The sequence below is a fragment of the Variovorax sp. YR266 genome (assembly GCF_900107295.1).
In the GTDB taxonomy this organism is placed as follows: domain Bacteria; phylum Pseudomonadota; class Gammaproteobacteria; order Burkholderiales; family Burkholderiaceae_C; genus Variovorax.
Genome location: NZ_FNPM01000002.1, coordinates 377023 through 394271, shown reverse-complemented (window position 1 = coordinate 394271; position 17249 = coordinate 377023). Strand labels below are relative to the sequence as shown.

The window sequence follows — 17249 nt, the reverse complement described above, 5'->3', positions numbered from 1 at the left end:
CAGAAGAGACAAGAGAGCGATCGTCATGAGCAACAACATCAAGTTCGGCGTCATGCTGCAAGGAGCAGGCAGCCATATGAATTCGTGGAAGCATCCGGGCGGGCCTGCGGATGCCAGCGTGAATCTCGACTTCTTCGTGCGCACCGCACAGAAGGCCGAAGCAGCAGGCATCGCCTTCGCATTCGTGGCGGACGGGCTCTACATCAACGAGAAGTCGATCCCGCACTTTCTCAACCGCTTCGAGCCGATCTCGATCCTGTCAGCGCTCGCGACCGTGACCTCGAAGATCGGCCTCGCGGGCACTGTCTCCAGCTCGTACAGCGACCCGTTCACGGTGGCGCGCCAGTTCGGCTCGCTCGATTTGATCAGCGGCGGCCGCGCGGGCTGGAACGTGGTGACCACGCCGCTCGAAGGCAGCGCCAAGAATTACAGCCGCGCGCACCCCGAGCACGCATTGCGCTACGAGATCGCCGACGAGTACCTGGCCGTCACGCAAGGCCTGTGGGACAGCTGGGACGACGACGCCTTCGTGCGCAACCGAGAGAGCGGCCAGTTCTTCGACCGCGAGAAGCTGCACACGCTGGACCACAAGGGGCGCTTCTTCCAGGTGTCGGGCCCGCTGAACATCCAGCGCTCGCCGCAGGGGCAGCCGGTGATCTTCCAGGCTGGCTCGTCGGACGCGGGCATCGGGCTTGCGGGCAAGTATGCGGACGCGGTGTTCACCCATTCGCCTTCGCTGGAAGACACGCGCAGCTTCCTGAGGCAGGTGAAAGCCAGCGCGGTCGCACAGGGCCGGCAGGCCGACGACGTGAAGATCTTCCCCGGCATCGGCCCCGTGGTCGCGGCCACAGAGGCGGAGGCCGAAGCCAAGTACCGCGCCATCCGCGAGCTGCTGACGGTGGAAGAGGCACTGGCCTACCTCGGCCGCTTCTTCGACCACCACGACTTCAGCCAGTACCCGCTGGACGCGCCGTTCCCCGAGCTGGGTGAGATCGGCCGCAACAGCTTTCGCTCGACCACCGACCGCATCAAGGCCAATGCGAAGGCCAAGGGCCAGACCCTGCGCGAAGTGGCGCTCGAAGTGGCCACGCCGCGCACGCAGTTCGTGGGCACCGGCGAGCGCATTGCCGACGAGATCATCCGCTGGGTGGACGAGGGCGCGGCCGATGGCTTCATCCTCGGATTTCCGGTGCTGGGGCAGGGCCTCGACGACTTCATCGAGTTCGTGATTCCGGTGCTGGAAGCGCGCGGGCGCTACCAGCGCGAACTGCCCGGTCACACGCTGCGTGACCACCTGGGCCTGCCGCGCAAGGCGAGCCGCTATGCGGCGCAGGAAGTTGCGCCCGCGGTGCAGAAGGCTGCCTGATGAGCGAACAGTTCCTCTACACCACGCCGCTCGACCCGCGCGCGAAGCCGCTCATCGAGGGCTTGGCCTTCGAGTACGACAGCCGCTACGGCGACGTGCTGCGCGAGCCGGGTGCGCCGCGCGAGATGGATCGCTATCCGCCCGAGGTGTTCGCGCCATCGCACGGCGGCAACTTCGTGCTGCTGCTGCGCGACGGCGTTGCCATCGGTGGCGGCGCGTTCATGCGCCACGACGAGCGCACAGCGGAACTCAAGCGTGTGTGGACGCACAGCGATCTGCGGCGGCAGGGCCTGGCCAGCAAGGTGCTCGCTGAACTGGAAGCTCAGGTGCTGCGGCAGGGCTATGAGCGCATTTACCTGACGACCGGCTTTCGCCAGCCTGAGGCCGTGGGCCTGTATCTCGGCCATGGCTACACGGCGCTGTTCGATCCGCCTGTCGACCCGGAGACGCCGCGCAAGCTGCCGTTCGAGAAGTACTTGAACACGGGGCGCCATCACGGTCGCCTTGCCGAGCAACAGGCTGAGGCGGTGCAGCGATGAATACGACCGTTCTCGATGCCGGCGCCGAGCCGCGAAGCCCCGTACCGGTTCGCGCGCCGCAACCGCAGCGCCCAGCACCTGCACCAGTGCCCGCGAAGGGCGACTACTCGCACTTTCGCGTCGTGCCGGCCAGATACCCCGCGCGAACGGCCGGCACGATCTTCGCGGTGCTCGTCATCGGCATCGTGCTGCATTCGACGCTGACCAACCCGCGCTGGGGCTGGGGCGTATTCGCGCAATGGTTCTTCGCCGAGCCTGTGCTGCAAGGCCTGGGCCGCACGTTGCTGCTGACGGCGCTGGGTGCGCTGCTGGGCTTTTTCTTCGGCACTGCCCTGGCGCTGGCGCGTGTGTCCCGCTCGCCGCTGTTGGCGCGGCTGGCCTGGGTGTTCACCTGGATCTTCCGGTCGATTCCGGTGATCGTGCTGCTGCTGATCATCAACAACCTGGGCTATCTCTACGAGACGGTGACGCTGGGCATTCCGGGCACCGACGTCACTTTCTTCTCGTATCCGACAACACAACTGATCAGCCCGTTCGTGGCGGCGCTGCTGGGCCTCACGCTGAACCAGGCAGCCTTTGCCTCGGAGATCGTGCGCGGCGGCATCCTGTCGGTGGAGCAGGGGCAGCTCGAAGCCGCGGCGGCGCTGGGGCTGTCGCGCACACGGCAGTCCTTTCGCATCATGCTGCCGCAGGCCATGCGGACCATTCTGCCCACGGCGTTCAACGACATCATCGGGCTGGCCAAGGGCACATCGAACCTCTACATCCTGGCGCTGCCCGAGCTGTTCTACACGATCCAGATCATCTACCGGCGCAACCTGGAAGTGATTCCGCTGCTGATGGTGGCGACGGTGTGGTACCTCATCATCCTCACGGTGCTGTCGGTGGTGCAGCACTACGTCGAGCGGCATTTCTCGCGCGGGGCGCTGCGCAATCCGCCGAGCTCGTGGCTTGGCGGCGTGGTGCGCGGGCTGTGGCGCGCGAAGGTGCCGGCAGCGCGGCCTGTGGCCGAGGAGGCATCTGTTGCCGATGCCCCTGCACAGGTGCCGCGATGGACCGATCCGCTCACGCAGGGTGGCGAGGTCACTATCCACGGCGTTTCGAAGAGCTTCGGTGCGCTCAAGGTGCTCGACGACGTGACGCTGACCGTGGGGCAGGGCAGCGTGACGGTCATCCTCGGCCAGTCGGGTTCGGGCAAGTCGACGCTGCTGCGCGCCATCAACCACCTGGAGCGCGTGGACGACGGCTTCATTGCCATCGACGGTGAGCTCATCGGCTACCGCCGCGACGAAGACACGCTCTACGAGCTGCACGAGAAGGAAATTCTCAAGCGCCGCGTCGACGTGGGCATGGTGTTCCAGAACTTCAACCTGTTCCCGCACCTCACGGTGCTGGAGAACATCGTGGAGGCGCCGGTGTCGGTGCGCGGCCTGCCGCGCGCGGAAGCCGAGGCGCTGGCTTCGGAGCTGCTGGTGCGCGTGGGCCTGAGCGACAAGACGCATGCCTATCCGAGGCAGCTCTCCGGCGGCCAGCAGCAGCGCGTGGCGATTGCCCGTGCGCTGGCGCTCAGGCCGAAGGTGCTGCTGTTCGACGAGCCCACCTCGGCGCTCGACCCCGAACTGGTCGGCGAAGTGCTGGCCGTCATCAAGGAGCTGGCGCGCTCGGGCACCACGCTGGTCATCGTCACGCACGAGATCGGCTTTGCCCGCGAGGTGGCCGACACCATCGTCTTCATGGAGCGCGGGCGGATTCTCGAAACCGGCTCGCCCGACAAGGTGTTCAACGCGCCGGAGCATCCGCGCACGGCCGAGTTCCTGGCCAAGGTTCTTTGACTTTTCCTTTCCTCTCTTCTTGCTGCATTGCCCTTCATGACCCATCGACGAAACATCCTGTCCGTTCTTCTGGCCGCACTGCTGGTGCCGCTCGCCGCCTCGGCCCAGCCCGCTGCCGACCTGAGCCCCGAGCAGGCCGGCCGCCCACGCACGCAGAAGATCGACGAGGCCATCAAGCTCGCGAAGGATTTCAAGTTCCAGAAGGAAGGCGTGCTCGTCGTCGGCACGACCACCGGTCGCCTGCCGTTCGCCGCCTATGCGACAGACACGAAGACGCCGGTGGGCAACGCCCCCGACATCGCGCAGCTGGTGGCCGACAGCCTTGGCCGCAAGCTGGAGCTGGTGTCCACCGCCTGGGCCGACTGGCCGCTGGGCCTGCAGTCGGGCAAGTTCGACGTGGTGGTGTCCAACGTGACCGTCACGGAAGAGCGCAAGGAGAAGTTCGACTTCTCGACCTACCGCAACGATCAGATCGGCATCTACGTGAAGTCGGACAGCAAGCTCGGCGCGATCAAGGAGCCGAAGGACATCGCGGGCCTGAAGGTGATCGTTTCCGCCAGCACCAACCAGGAGCAGATTCTTTTGCGCTGGAACAAGCAGAACGTGGCGGCCGGGCTGAAGCCGGTGGAGATCCAGTACTACGACGACGATGTGGTGCAGCGCCTGGCCATCCAGTCGGGCCGCGCCGATGCCTACGTGGGCCCGAACGCCATCGCTGCCTACGAGGCGCGCGACGGCAAGACGAAGCTCGCGGGCGTGTTCTCGGGCGGCTGGCCGCAGACGGCCGAGATTGCCGTTACCTCGCGCAAGGGCTCGGGCCTTGCCGATGCGGTCACGCTGGCGCTGAACACGCAAATCAAGAACGGCAACTACGCCAAGGCGCTGTCGCGCTGGAACCTGGAGTCGGAGGCCATCGCAGCCTCGCGCACCAACCCGCCGGGCCTGCCGAAGAACTGATGATGGCCATGACTTTTCTCAAGCACGCCTGGATCGCCCGTGGCCTTGTCGCGCTCGCGCTCGTGGCCGGCGCGGCCCATGCCGCCGACAAGTTCGACTTCAGCCCCGAGCAACGCGGCCGCCTGCGCACCGGCAAGGACGCCGAGGCCGTCAACGCGATTCCGCCGGGCTTCAAGTTCGTGAAGGAAGGCGTGCTGACGGTCGCGATCGCACCGTTCGCGCCACCCATATCGACCTACGCCACCGATGCGAAGACCGTCGTCGGCTTCGACCCCGACTTCGCGCTTCTCATCGCCGACGCATTGGGCCTCAAGCTCGACCTGCAGCCCATTGCCTGGGCCGACTGGCCGCTGGGCCTGAGCTCGGGCAAGTACGACGCGGTGATCTCCAACGTGGGCGTGACCGAGCAGCGCAAGGAGAAGTTCGACTTCTCGACCTATCGCCTCGGCCTGCACGGCTTCTATGTGCGCACCGACAGCGCCATCAAGGCGATCAGGGAGCCGAAGGACGTTGCGGGCCTGAAGCTGACGACCGGCGCCGGCACCAACCAGGAGCGAATCCTGCTCGAATGGAACCGGCAGAACGTGGCGGCGGGCTTGAAGCCCGTCGAGATCCAGTACTACGACGACGATGTGACGCGCACGCTGGCGGTGGTCACCAAGCGGGTCGACGCCAATTTCAATCCGAATGCGCCGCAGGCCTACGAGGCGGCGAAGAACGGGCAGATCAGGCTGGTCGGCACGGTCAATGCGGGCTGGCCGCTGAAGTCGGACGTGGCCATTGCCACGCGCAAGGGCAGCGGCCTCGCGGCGGCGCTGACCACCGCGGCCAACAACCTGATCCGCAACGGCACCTATGCCAAGGCGCTCGCGCGCTGGAGCCTGGCCGAAGAGGCGTTGCCAAAGTCGGAGACCAACCCGCCCGGGTTGCCGAAGTTCGCGCCGTGAGCATTCGCCATCTCGCATTCCTGACGCCGGGCAACTACGCCGAGGCCGACCCTTTCGCGGGCATCGAGGCCGCGCTGAAGCTCTTCGAGTTCGGCGAGAAGCGGGGCTTCAACGGCGCATGGGTACGGCAGCGCCATCTGGAGCGCGGTGTGTCGTCGGCCGCGACCTTCCTGGCCGCCGCGACGCAGCGCACGCGCCGCATCGAACTGGGCGCGGCGGTGATCCAGATGGGGTACGAGAACCCGTTCCGTCTCGCCGAAGACCTGGCCACGGTCGATGTGCTGTCGCGCGGCAGGCTGCAGGTGGGCCTGAGCGCTGGCGCGCCGCTGCATGGAGCACTGCTCGGCAACCGCTTCTACGACGCGGCGCCGAACACCATCGACTTCACGCACAAGCGCGTGGGGCGGCTCAAGGCCAATCTGGAAGACACGCTGCTCGGCGACGACCAGACTTTTGTCGAATCGGCCGGCGGACGTGTGCGGCCGCGTGTGCAGCCCCATGCACCGGGCCTGATCGACCGGCTCTGGTATGGCGGCGGCTCGCTGCGCTCGGTCGAATGGGCGGGGCGCAACGGGTTCAACCTGCTGCTGGGCAATGTGCTCTCGGGCGAGACCACCGACGACTTTCTGCAGGCACAGCTGGGCTTGATCGAGCGCTATCGCGCCAGCGAGGCGGATGCGCGCAAGGGCAGAGTGGCGCTGGGCCGTGTGATCGTGCCGCTCGATGGCGCCGATGCCGCCACGCGCAAGCGCTACCGCGAGTTCGCAGCCGGCCGCGTTGAGCGCACGCTGGCACCGCAGGGTGAGCGGCGCACGCTGTTCGCGACCGATCTCGTGGGCACGTCCGATGAAATCCTGGAGCGCCTGCGGCACGACCCGGTGCTGCCGCATGTGAGCGAATTGCGCGTGGAGCTGCCCTACAACTTCAGCAGCGAGGACTACGAACAGATATTGACCGGCCTGTCCGGCCGCATAGCGCCGGAACTCGGTTGGCGCGCGCTTTGAGTTCGAGGAGGAAAACGGGGAAGCAAGAGTAGGTAGGAGTTGAGTTCGAGGTGAGTCGGAGTCGGGTTGCGTTCCGCGCGATTCGACGGACGGCTTTGGGCGGGCCCTTGGGCCCGTTTTTTTTCTTCAGTTTCTGGTCGCGGATGCACCGAGCAGGAAATCGGTGACCTCATCCGAGAACACATAGCGCCGTCCGCCGATGAGCACGCTGTCAGGGCTCTCGGGGTCGGGCTGTGCGGTCGGCATGCCGTGCTCGACCAGCGCTTCGGCGCAGCCGAGCCAGTCGCTTTCGCCTTCTGGCTCGTTGCACGAGGCCCAGGAAAGGCCGCCGCAGGCGTTGTCGCCGAAGCCGTGCCGCTCTTCCCAGCTGGCGCCGTGCTCCAGCAGGAAGCGCACGAGGCCCGCGTCGCCTCGGAACACGGCCTTGTTCAGCGCCGAGGCGTCCCAGTCGCCGCCGCGGGTGGCGATGGGCCAGCCTAGCTTGACCATCAGCTTCACCGCGTCGACGCAGCCCTGTGCGGCGAGTTCGGGCAGCAGGCGCAGTTGTGCATCGGAGAGCGAACCGACGATGCCGGGGTGCGTCGACTGGATGCCACGGGCCGCGGCTTCGTCGCCTCGCGCGCAGGCAGCGGTGAAGGCTTCGTCCACCGGGATCGGGGTGCCGCCGCCGGCCTTCTGCAGGAGGCTGGCGACTTCGGGCAATCCGAAGCGCAGGGCGGCGGTGTAGGCGCTCGTGCCGTCTGATGTGGTGGCGAATGGATCGGCGCCTGCCGCCAGCAGCGCCTCGATGTGCGCGGGCGACCTACGACGGCGGATGGCCCACAGCAGCAGCGAACCCCAGTCGCTGGTGGGCGAGCCCATGGGCGGCTCGTTCGCGTTGCCGCCGTGCGCGAGCAGCAGGCGCAGGGTCTGCACGTCGTCGAGGTCGAGTACGCGGTAGAGCGCGTTCGTGCCCGCGACGCGTGCTCCGGCTTCGAGCAGCAGCTTTGTGCAGGCCGGGGTTTCAAGCGAGTGGTAGAGAGATTCGCCGTCGTTGGGATCGGCGCCCGCGTCCAGCAGCAGCCTGGTGAGCACGGCATCGCGGTTCTGGCCGGCGGCGCCGTAGAGCGCGGACAGGCGCTCGGTTTCGTCGGGCGCGGCAAGCGATGCCGGCGGCCAGCGGTTGCCTGCCGATTGATTCGGGTCCGCGCCTGCGTCGAGCAGCAGCTTCGCGCAGTTGCGCAGGCGTTCCTGGTAGTCCGGCAGCTGGAGCAGCCCGGAGTGGGCGACCGCGACCAGGGGCGGGAGCGAGAGCGGGCCCCCGGCGCGGTTCACCCAGCCCGGATCGCGCTCGATGGCCTGGCGGATCGGTGCCTCGTTGCCGATGGCGCAGGCGAGGATGGGGTCGTCGCCCAACAGGCCGGGGCTTTCATCGAGCAGGCGCAGGGCCAGGGCAGGCCGTGCGCGATTCACGCCTCCGGCGATGTCGCCTGCATAGACGAGGCGCAGCCATTGCAGCACGGCCTTCGCTGGATCTTCCACCTGCGAGCGGCGCGCAAGAACGAAGCCCTGCAGGTCGGTCCACGAAACGAATCCGTACTCGCGCGCGATGCACGATTGCGCGTCGTGCAGGCGCAGGCCGAGGGCCGCGATGGCGGCGTCGCTCTTGCCGGCGGCGGCCGGCAGGGCCTCGCGGAAACGGGTGGTGGCGGTGGGGTCGTTGCTTCGGTAGAGAGCAAGCAGCTCCTTGGCTTGCTTCTTCAGGTGGCCCAGGTCGGGCCGGGCGGGCATGCGCTTCATTTGAACCTCCGTGCATCAGACGCCGATGACCCGCAAATCCGGCTGCACAAAAGGTGTGTGGATCGGCAAATGAAGGCAAGTGGGTTCAACCCTTCCCGCGGGCCCGGGCGCGGCTTGCACCGCGGGCGGGATGTTAGGGCACGATGCGCGCGCCGGTCAACGGACAGACTGCGAGCGGCTACAGTGGCGCGCACATCCATCCTTCCGATATCCGACGCAAACCATGCTGCCCCGATTCATTCAGCGGCTCGCCGCACGCCTTGGTGGTTCGACCTCGACGCCCGACTCTCCGGCGGAAAACCAGCTCGCGGTGAAGCCGGGCGATTTGCTGACCCAACGCGACGGACAGGTCTGGCGGGCCGTCTGGATCCTCGAGGTCGACCCATGGCCCGATGGAACGGCGGCCGCCCATTGCCTGAGCTACAAGCCGATGGATGCCAAGCCCACGGCCGATTCCCTGAAACGGGCGGAGGTGTCGATATGGCATGCCCCCATCGACGCAGGCAGCTTCGGTGAGGAGGGCTGGGAGCTGATCGGCAACCGGCAGCCCACCGAAGAAGACCTGATCGGCTTTGTCGAGTACCTGAGGCTCACGGACTTTCCGCGCTACCTCGAGGTGACCGGAAAGGACAGCAAGGAGATCGTCCGCGAGGCCAACGCGCATTACCTGCGCGGGAACGAACTCTGCGAGCAGGGCAGGAAACAGGAGGGTATTGCCGAGTACGACGCGGCGGTGGAGCTCTTTCCGCTGTTCTTCGAAGCCATCGACAACCGGGCGTTCACCCACATGGAACTCGGGAATTTCAGCGAAGCGCTGAACGACTTCGAGCAGTCGCTGCGGGTGAATCCCGACGGGCCGGCTGCTTTCTTCTCAAAGGGCGAGTGCCTGATGCGGCTCGGCGAGCTGGCCGCCGCGGAGGCAATCTTCGCGGAGGGAGTGGAGCGCTTTCCCGAGAAGACGGCGCTCTTCCAGGACTTCTTGAAGCGCGTGCGGGCGCAGCGCTCCGCGAAGAGGTAGCCGCGCGTTCAGCGCGACGGCTGCGAACGCAGTTGCTCCCTGAGGATTCGCCGTATCTCAAGGATCGCCAACGGGTTCTCCTGCACGCTGTGCGCTGACGGAATCACCAGCTCCGATGCCGCGCCGTCCAGGTGCGAGCTTGCATACGGCACGATGCCGTCGCTCGACAGCGCCTGCGCCACGCCGGGCGTGTCGTTGCCGATGATCGAATGAAAGCGCACGCGCGGATTCATCGGCAGCCCCGATGACAGCCGCACGAACGGATCGCGGTCGCTCAGGTTGTCGATGCTGTTGGGAATGCGCAGCGGCTCCTGGCCCTGCGTGCTGGGCGCGATGCGGATCAGCTCGCGCGAGATGTCGCTCAGCTGCCCCAGCATTGCCACCGGCAGCGTGATGAGGTTGGCCACCCAGCGCGAGACGCGGTTGTTGGCAAAGTCGGTGCCGCGGTGCGGCGAGGCGATGAAGATCGCGTCGCTCACCTGCGGCAGCGGCTCGAAGCGCAGGTAGGGCGCGAGCTTTTCTTCCATGCGCTGCTGCTGCGCGCCCTGCATCGGGTAGCTGGCCAGCAGCGCCTCCCAGAGCTTGTCTTCCGACGACGACACCATCAGCCGCGACAGCACGCCGCCCATGCTGTGGCCAATCAGCGTGATGTTGTTCGAGGCCTCGGCCTTGCCCGTGGGGTCGAAGTGCGCAAGCGTCTGCGTGACGGCTTCGCGGATCGCGAAGTTGTTGATCGGCAGCGGTGCGTTGGTGGGGTAATACACCTGCCAGATCTGGTAGCGGCGGCGCAGCGTTTCGTCGCCGAGCACTTCGTTGGCCACGTTGATCCATGCCTCGGGGCTGCTCGCGAGGCCGTGCAGCATGATGACCGTGCGGCGGTTCGGGTCGTAGGGCTGCATCAGGTAGATGCGCGGCTGCGTGAGCCCGTCGCGGCCGCCGAACAGGCTGCGCAGGGCTTGCAGCGCGAAGTCGGAGCGCGCGAGCCACAGGCCATAGCCCGAGGTGAAGTTGGCGGCCAGCGGCACCTCCTGCCCTGCCAGTTGCACGTTGGCGGTGCGGTACGGGTCGTAAGCCGCAATGCGCAGCGTGTGGGTGCGCAGGATCTCGTCGAGATTGGCACCGTCGAACAGCAGCAGCGCGGTGACGGCGGGGAAGGGCATCTCGCGGTAGGGCGGCCGGGGCGGGCGCTTGTCGTCGGCCGGGCCGGGCGTTGCCTCGTCGTCCGTGCGCTTGGCGTTTGCCGCCACCAGCTCCGCGCCGAAGCCGTCGCGCCGGTAGGTGTTGCGCAGGCCCGAGAAGGTCAGCGAGGCGGCGGGAATCAGTTCGTCCGGCAGCGGCGCGCTGGTGGGCAGGCGCAGTGCCGATACGTCGGTTTCGATGCGCCAGTCGCCTACCTGCGGCACTTCCGGGGGCGGGTCCGATGGCGACCCGGTGCGCCGGTAGGTCTTGAAGAGGCCGGTAATGGCCTGCTGCACTGCGTAGTTGTAGTAGTCGCGAACCTGCGTCTGCCGGTCTTCGAAGGCGCGGTCGCGTGGCTTGCGGGCGGTGTAGAACAGGTAGGCGTAGGCATGGCGCGCGGTTTCGAGCCAGGCCTCGATGGCCGTGGTGGCCGACGAATCTGGCTGCGCTGCGGTGCCGCCTTTGTCTGCCGCCAGCGCCACCTGCAGCCACACTTCCGACAGCGCGGACAGCCGCTGTTCGTCGCTCAGGCCCGATGAGTCGGCCAGCGCATTGCGGCAGGCCTGGCCGTCCTTGCGACACAGATCGGCGTCGGAGCCGATCACGCGCAGCACTTCCTGTGCGGAGGTGCTGAGCTCGCCGGTGGTGAGCACGTCGCCGCGGCGCTGCGCGAGGTATTCGGCCGGCGAGATCGAGCCGACTTTCACGCCTGCGCAACCGGCCAGCAGCACGGCGGTACACAAAAGGCAAAGAAAGCGCATGCGCATCACGGCTTCGCCTTGGGGGCCTTGGAGTCCTCGAGGCCCGGCAGGCCTTGCCGGATCGCCTGCGAGAAGTTCACGCCCGGCGCCGCCTTGTCGGTGGCGATGGCACGGTCGGTGATGCGGCCCGCCGCGCGCAGCGCTTCCATGCTGTAGCCGGGCGTAAGGCCGCCCACGTCGTAGAGGTAGTCGGGCAGGTAGCCCGAGGCCAGCAACCGCCAGTCCATCGGCAGGCCGGGCACGATGCGCTTGGCCAATGCATACACGATGGTGGTGCAGTTGGCGGTGAGCGTGTTGTAGAAGCTGGCCTCGCGCACCAGCGCCGCGCTTTCGCCGAGGTAGGCAACGAACAGCGAGCGCATTTCCTGCTGCGGCAGGCGCACGCGGTACATGTAGACGTCTTCGCCACGCACGTTGGTACGCACGCGCATGATGTCGTGCTCGTCGGCCGCAACGAGGCTGGTCTCGAACTGCTTGAAGAAGCCGCCGACCGACGAGAAGCTTTCACCGCGCTCCTTGCGGATCTCGATGGAGAAGGTAACGAACTGCCCGTCATCGAAACCGAAGGACACCAGCGTGTGCGCGATGGCCGGGCCGCTCCAGTACGAGAGCGCCACGTCGACCGAGCGCAGGCGGTCGAGGTCGTAGCTACGCGTTTCCCAGCGCTGGGTGTAGTCGGTGTCGCTGCGCCATTCGAAGTTGCGCACGTTGTCCATCGTCACGATGTTGCCGTCGACATGGGCGTGCAACTGGCGGGACACGTCATCGGCCCACAGGCGGTTCTGCGAAGGCAGGATGGTGCCCCACCAGCCCATCAGCAATGCGAAGCCAACCACGTAGGAGAGCAGGGCGCGCGCTGCCTTGCCGCGCCACAGCAGCGCGATGGCGGCAAGGCCGAAGCCGGCCCACAGCACGCCCGCGCCGATCTTCACGAAGGAAGGCCCCGGCAACTGATACCAAAGTGCCATGCAGGCCCACATCGCCGACAGCAATACGACTAGCGATGCCGCGAAGCGGCCTAGGAAGCGCAGGAACATTCAGGTCATCGGAGAGTGAGGCGCGATTATCTCCGCCCGACCCGGGCGCCCCGGGGCCTCTACAGCATGTACGTCACGAGCTTGAAGTCCGGGTCTTCGGGGAAGGGCTTCACGGTGAAGCCCAGCCTGCGCACCAGCTTCAGCATGTCGGGGTTGTTGGCCAGCACCAGCCCGTCGATCTCGGCCAGGCCCTTGTCGCGCGCCACGTCGATGATGCTTTCCATCAGCCGCGAGCCGATGCCCTTGCCGCTGAACTCGTCGGCCACCACCAGCGAGAACTCGCAGCTGGTCTGGTCGGGGTTGGTGATGTAGCGCGACACGCCCACGATGTGCTCGCTTTCGAGCACGGTGCCCTCGGGCGACACGCTGCGCTCCATCACCACCGCCACCAGCGCCATCTCGCGGTCGTAGTCGATCAGCGTGAAGCGCGACAGCATCGAGGGCGGCAGCTCGTGGAAGCGCGAGACAAAGCGGAACCAGCGGCTCTCGGGCGACAGGCCCTGCACCAGCGCCTGCAGCATCTGCGCGTCGTTGGGATGAACCGGCCGCACGATGTACGTACCGCCACCGGGCAGCGGCCATTCACGCCGGTAGCGCGCGGGGTACGGCATGATGGCCAGGTGCTGGTAGCCGTTGACCGCGTTGCTGACGTGGGCCGCCACCGCCTGCGTGGTGCTGCCGACCACGATGCGCGCATCGACCGAAATGGCGCCCGACTCGTCTACGATGATGGGGTTGATGTCCATCTCGCGCAGCTCGGGCAGCTCGCACACCATTTCGGACACGCGCAGCAGCACGTCTTCGAGTGCTTCCATGTTCACTGCATGAGCGCCGCGCCATTCGCCCAGCGTCTCGGCCACTCGCGAGCGCTCGATGAGCCGGTGCGCAAGAAACTGGTTGAGCGGCGGCAGCTCCATGGCGCGGTCGTTCAGCAGCTCGATCATGGTGCCGCCCGCGCCGAACACGATGACGGGCCCGAAGGGCTGATCGGTGACCATGCCTACGTAGATCTCGCGCCCGCGCCGCGCGCGCACCATCTTCTGAACGGTCACGCCGTTGATGCGGGCCTCGGGCGCGAGGCGGGCAACGCGCTCCATCATCTCGACGTAGGTGTCGCGCGCGCTGGTGCCGTTCAGCACATTGAGCGCCACCCCTTCCACGTCGGACTTGTGCGCGATGTCGGGCGAGTCGATCTTCAGCGCCACCGGAAAGCCCAGCTGCGTCGCGATCATCATGGCCTCGCTGGCGCTGCGTGCGAGCAGCGTGCGCGTGATCGGAATGTGGAAGGACGACAGCAGCGACTTCGACTCCATCTCGGTCAGCACATGGCGCCGTTCGGCCAGCACGCTTTCGATGATCAGGCGCGCGCCCTCGATGTCGGGCTTGGCCAGTGCCGACAGCGGCGGCGGCGTCTGCTGCAGCAACTGCTGGTTCTGATAGAAGGCCGCGATGTTGCCGAAGGCGCCTACCGCGGCCTCCGGCGTGCGAAAGCTCGGAATGGTGGCGTCGGCCAGTACCGAGCGCGCCTTGCCCACGGACGAGTCGCCCATCCAGCAGGCCAGCAGCGGCTTGTTCATCGGCCGGGGGATGTCGGCCAGCGCTTTCGCGGTGGCAGCTGCGTCGGCGCCGGCCTTGGGAGAGAAGATGGCGAGCACGCCGTCGACCTGGCTGTCGGCCGAGGCGGCATCGATGGCGGCGCGGTAGTGCGCGGGCAGGGCCTCTTCGGAAAGATCGATCAGGTCGTTCAACGATGCGAGCGGGGGCAGGGTGGGCTGCAGCAGCTTCTGCGCGGGCGCGGAAAGCTTGCCCAGGTGGAGGCCGATCTCGTTGATCCAGTCGGCCGCCAGCACGCCAGGACCGCCGCCGTTGGTGACCACGGCCAGGCGCTTGCCCACCGGCCGGTAGCGCGAGGCCAGGCACTTGGCGGCCGAGAACAGCTCGACGAAGGAGCGAACCCGCACCGCGCCCGCGCGGCGCAGCGCGGCATCGAACACGTCGTCGCTGCCCACGATGGCGGCGCTGTGCGTCTGCGCGGCCTCGTTGCCCGCCGGCTTGCGCCCGGCCTTGAGCACCACCACCGGTTTGGCATGCGAGGCCGAGCGCAGCGCGCTCATGAAGCGGCGCGCATCGGCAATGCCTTCGAGGTACACGATGATGCTGTGCGTGGCCTGGTCGTTGGCCAGGAAGTCGAGCACCTGCGGAATGTCGACCGAGGTGTGTGGGCCCAGCGACACCACGCTCGAAAAGCCGACGCCGTTCTGGCGCGCCCAGTCGAGCATCGAGGCCGTGAGTGCGCCGGACTGCGCCACCAGCGCGAGCGGCCCCGGCTTGGCCAGTGGCCCGGCCACGCCGGCATTCAGGTGCAGCAGCGGCCGCTGGAAGCCCAGCGAATTCGGCCCCAGCAGGTGCACGCCTTCGCGGCGCGCGATCTTGCGCCACTGCGCTGCCTCGTCGGCGCCGATGCCACTCGAAAGAACCACCGCCGCCTTGCAGCCGATGCGCCCCGCGATTTCAAGCGCGGCCGCCACGTCGCGCGGCGCCAGCGCGATCAGCGCGAGATCGGCATGGGTCTGGGCCAGTTCTTCGAGCGTGCCCTTGGTGCGCACGTCCAGAAAGCGCAATGTGCCGTCGAAACGGTCGGCACGGAAGGCCTCGCGCAGCGTGCGGCCCGCAGGGGTCTGGTCGCCCGGGTCGTCGGCGTGGCCGACGAAGGCCACGATGGAGGCGGGTGCGAAAAGCGGGGTCAGGAAATGCTTGTCCATGCCCCCAAGTCTGCACCGTTCCGCACCGTTCGGGGGCAGTTGCACAGGGTCTTGACCTAAGTCATGACGTGGTCAGCGCGCTTGGCTATATTCAAGGCTCCATGCAAAAACGTATTGGCGTGATCTTCGTCTCGCGACGAAATTCATTGCGCAGCATCCTTGCCGAAGCGTGCCTCGCGCACCTGGACCCGAAGCGGTTCTCGGTATCTTCCTGCGGTCAACCCGGGCACATTGCCCGTGAGTTCCATCCCGCGGCCGTTGCCGCATTGACGAGCGCCAGCATTCCCCCTCCCGAACGGCCGCCGCGCAGCTGGGACGAACTGGTGCGCGCGAATGCCTCCCCGGCGGACTTCGTCATCACGCTGGACGCGGCCAGCGCATCCCGCCAGCCGTCATGGCCCGGCCAGCCCGACGCGGCGCTGTGGGCCTACCCCGACATCGCCGACGGCAACGACCTGGAGAAGACCGCGCACGACGCCGTCCAGATGCTGTTCTCGCTGCGCCGCCGGCTCGAACTGCTGGTGAGCCTGCCGATGCAGGGGGCGGACCGCTCGGCCGTTCGCTCCGATGTGCGGGACCTGGGATACATGCGTTAGCAGAGGCCCTGGCTCGAACGCCCCCGCGTTCGGCTCACTCCAGCGTGAAGCCGATCTTCAGCGTCACCTGCCAGTGCGCGACCTTGCCGTCCACCACGTGCCCGCGCGTCTCGGTGACGGTGAACCACTGGATGTTGCGCAGCGTTTCGTGCGCCTTGGCGATGGCGGTTTGCACGGCGTCTTCGATGCCGGTCGAGGAGGAGCCCGTCAGCTCCAGCGATTTGTAGACGTGGTTGGACATGGGGTCTGTCTCCTTCTGGGTTGATGGGCGATGGGCCCGGAAAACATCGTAGTCCTGTTGCGGGCGTCAGTGGACGAATCCGCCCTTGACGAAGCGCACGGGTTCGGCATCCATGCGCGCGATGAGTGCGCCCAGGCCGTCCGGCGCCAACGGCCGCGTGCCAGCCGATGCAGGCTGCTCGGTGCGGCACAGCAGGTCGTCGTCGCTCCACGCGCCTTTGCCGGGTTCGCCGCGCGCGCGAAGCCAGCCGTCTCGGTCCACGATCAGTTGCGTGCCCGCGAGCTGCGATGTCGCGGCGACCAGCGAGAAGGCGGCCCATGCGGCGGGCGAGGCGGCGATGCAATCGTCGGCCTGCGATGCGGCGGCCTTGGCATCCGGCGCAAGGAACACGGTGACGAGGCGCGGGTCGTCGAGCAGCGGCGGCACGCTCGCACCCGCAGCCACGATCCGCAAGCGCTGCCCGCGCCAACTGCTCAGACTGCGTGGCGGCTTGCCCTTGCATTGCACAGCCACATCGGGCGGTGCGATCGGCTGCGTCCACAGCCCGGCCGCACGCAGGCTTTCACCCGCGCCCTGCGCTTTCATGAAGTCGATCAGTGCCCAGGCGTCCGCGTCACGCAGTACACCGCCGAAGCCGGGCATCGTCGGGGCGCCGCGCCGGTCGCGCATGCCATTCATCACATGCCAGAGCACATCGCCGTCGGCGCGCCGCCACAGCAGCGGCCCGCCAAGATTGGGCGGCCACACGGGTTGTGAAGCGGCCAGCGGCCCCTGTCCGCGCCCATCGGTGCCATGGCAGGCCACGCACTGCGCCGCATACAGCACGCGCCCGCGCTCGATGCTGTCTGCGGTGAAACCGGTGGGCGATGTCTGGAAGCTGGTCGGGTACGCGGGTACCAGCACCACGTTGGCTTCGGGCCAGGGCGCCAGCGCGACCAGCAACGCAGCCGCTGCAACGAGCCACACGCGGCGACGACGCCAGAGCGCGGCGAGCAGCAGCGTCAGCACCGCCACCGCAAGCACGACCACCGTGAGCCCGAGCCGTCGCGCCTGGCCAGGATCGATCAGCAGGTTCTCGCCCGACAACCGCAGCGCCCACGGCCATGCCGGCTGGCCGTGCGCGTGCGAGACCAGCCCCAGCGCATCGAGCAGGCGCAACAGCTGCAGTTGCGCGCCCTGCAGCAGGCCGATCAGCAGGTTGAGCCAACCGGCCTCGGGCAAAACGCTCATG

General features: G+C 67.4%; 14 protein-coding genes. 8 read left to right on the top strand and 6 right to left on the bottom strand.

Annotated features, from left to right (window positions below):
* Window positions 1-25: 25 nt before the first annotated feature.
* From BLW48_RS07365 to BLW48_RS07340, 6 genes are read left to right on the top strand one after another with little or no spacing between them, the layout of a single operon-like run.
* Window positions 26-1366 carry an LLM class flavin-dependent oxidoreductase gene (locus BLW48_RS07365; protein WP_093173764.1) on the top strand — a complete coding sequence of 447 codons (1341 nt, stop codon included), beginning with the start codon at window positions 26-28 and terminating at the stop codon, window positions 1364-1366.
* Complete coding sequence (locus BLW48_RS07360) at window positions 1366-1905, top strand: GNAT family N-acetyltransferase (RefSeq protein WP_093173762.1); 540 nt, start codon at window positions 1366-1368, stop codon at window positions 1903-1905. The genes BLW48_RS07365 and BLW48_RS07360 overlap by 1 nt, the downstream gene beginning before the upstream one ends.
* A complete protein-coding gene (locus BLW48_RS36010; RefSeq protein ID WP_093173760.1) occupies window positions 1902-3737 on the top strand; it encodes an amino acid ABC transporter permease/ATP-binding protein in 1836 nt (611 codons plus the stop codon). The genes BLW48_RS07360 and BLW48_RS36010 overlap by 4 nt, the downstream gene beginning before the upstream one ends.
* Before the next feature lie 36 nt (window positions 3738-3773).
* On the top strand, window positions 3774-4694 hold the full coding sequence (locus BLW48_RS07350) for an ABC transporter substrate-binding protein (RefSeq protein ID WP_093173758.1): 921 nt from the start codon (window positions 3774-3776) through the stop codon (window positions 4692-4694).
* A gap of 8 nt (window positions 4695-4702) precedes the next feature.
* A complete protein-coding gene (locus BLW48_RS07345) occupies window positions 4703-5641 on the top strand; it encodes an ABC transporter substrate-binding protein (protein ID WP_093174158.1) in 939 nt (312 codons plus the stop codon).
* The gene (locus tag BLW48_RS07340; protein ID WP_093173756.1) at window positions 5638-6645 is read left to right on the top strand and encodes an LLM class flavin-dependent oxidoreductase; all 1008 of its coding nucleotides are present in this window, start codon (window positions 5638-5640) and stop codon (window positions 6643-6645) included. Before BLW48_RS07345 ends, BLW48_RS07340 begins: the two co-directional genes overlap by 4 nt.
* 126 nt (window positions 6646-6771) lie before the next feature.
* On the opposite strand, the gene BLW48_RS07335 is transcribed toward BLW48_RS07340, so the two are convergent.
* On the bottom strand, window positions 6772-8424 hold the full coding sequence (locus BLW48_RS07335; protein ID WP_093173754.1) for an ankyrin repeat domain-containing protein: 1653 nt from the start codon (window positions 8422-8424) through the stop codon (window positions 6772-6774).
* A 223-nt stretch (window positions 8425-8647) separates the two neighbouring features.
* On the opposite strand from BLW48_RS07335, the gene BLW48_RS07330 reads away from it, so the two are divergent.
* Window positions 8648-9442 carry a tetratricopeptide repeat protein gene (locus BLW48_RS07330; protein WP_093173752.1) on the top strand — a complete coding sequence of 265 codons (795 nt, stop codon included), beginning with the start codon at window positions 8648-8650 and terminating at the stop codon, window positions 9440-9442.
* A gap of 8 nt (window positions 9443-9450) precedes the next feature.
* Here the strand turns inward: BLW48_RS07330 and BLW48_RS07325 are convergent, their stop codons facing one another.
* The 3 genes from BLW48_RS07325 to BLW48_RS07315 are packed head-to-tail and all read right to left on the bottom strand — an operon-like array spanning window position 9451 to window position 15181.
* A complete protein-coding gene (locus BLW48_RS07325) occupies window positions 9451-11388 on the bottom strand; it encodes an esterase/lipase family protein (RefSeq protein ID WP_093173750.1) in 1938 nt (645 codons plus the stop codon).
* Window positions 11388-12419 (bottom strand): Lnb N-terminal periplasmic domain-containing protein, encoded by a 1032-nt coding sequence (locus tag BLW48_RS07320; protein WP_093173748.1) that lies wholly within the window; start codon window positions 12417-12419, stop codon window positions 11388-11390. The genes BLW48_RS07325 and BLW48_RS07320 overlap by 1 nt, the downstream gene beginning before the upstream one ends.
* Before the next feature lie 59 nt (window positions 12420-12478).
* On the bottom strand, window positions 12479-15181 hold the full coding sequence (locus BLW48_RS07315; RefSeq protein ID WP_093173746.1) for a bifunctional acetate--CoA ligase family protein/GNAT family N-acetyltransferase: 2703 nt from the start codon (window positions 15179-15181) through the stop codon (window positions 12479-12481).
* 101 nt (window positions 15182-15282) lie between these two features.
* Here BLW48_RS07315 and BLW48_RS07310 point away from each other — a divergent pair, with 101 nt between their 5' ends.
* A complete protein-coding gene (locus tag BLW48_RS07310; protein ID WP_093173744.1) occupies window positions 15283-15777 on the top strand; it encodes an arsenate-mycothiol transferase ArsC in 495 nt (164 codons plus the stop codon).
* A gap of 34 nt (window positions 15778-15811) precedes the next feature.
* Here BLW48_RS07310 and BLW48_RS07305 read toward each other — a convergent pair whose 3' ends face one another.
* Together BLW48_RS07305 and BLW48_RS07300 are read right to left on the bottom strand one after the other, a co-directional pair.
* Window positions 15812-16018, bottom strand: coding sequence for a dodecin (locus tag BLW48_RS07305; RefSeq protein ID WP_093058332.1), 207 nt, complete (start codon window positions 16016-16018; stop codon window positions 15812-15814).
* 66 nt (window positions 16019-16084) lie between these two features.
* Window positions 16085-17248: a c-type cytochrome gene (locus BLW48_RS07300; protein WP_093173741.1), complete on the bottom strand. Its 1164-nt coding sequence runs from the start codon at window positions 17246-17248 to the stop codon at window positions 16085-16087.
* Between the last annotated feature and the right edge of the window lies 1 nt (window position 17249).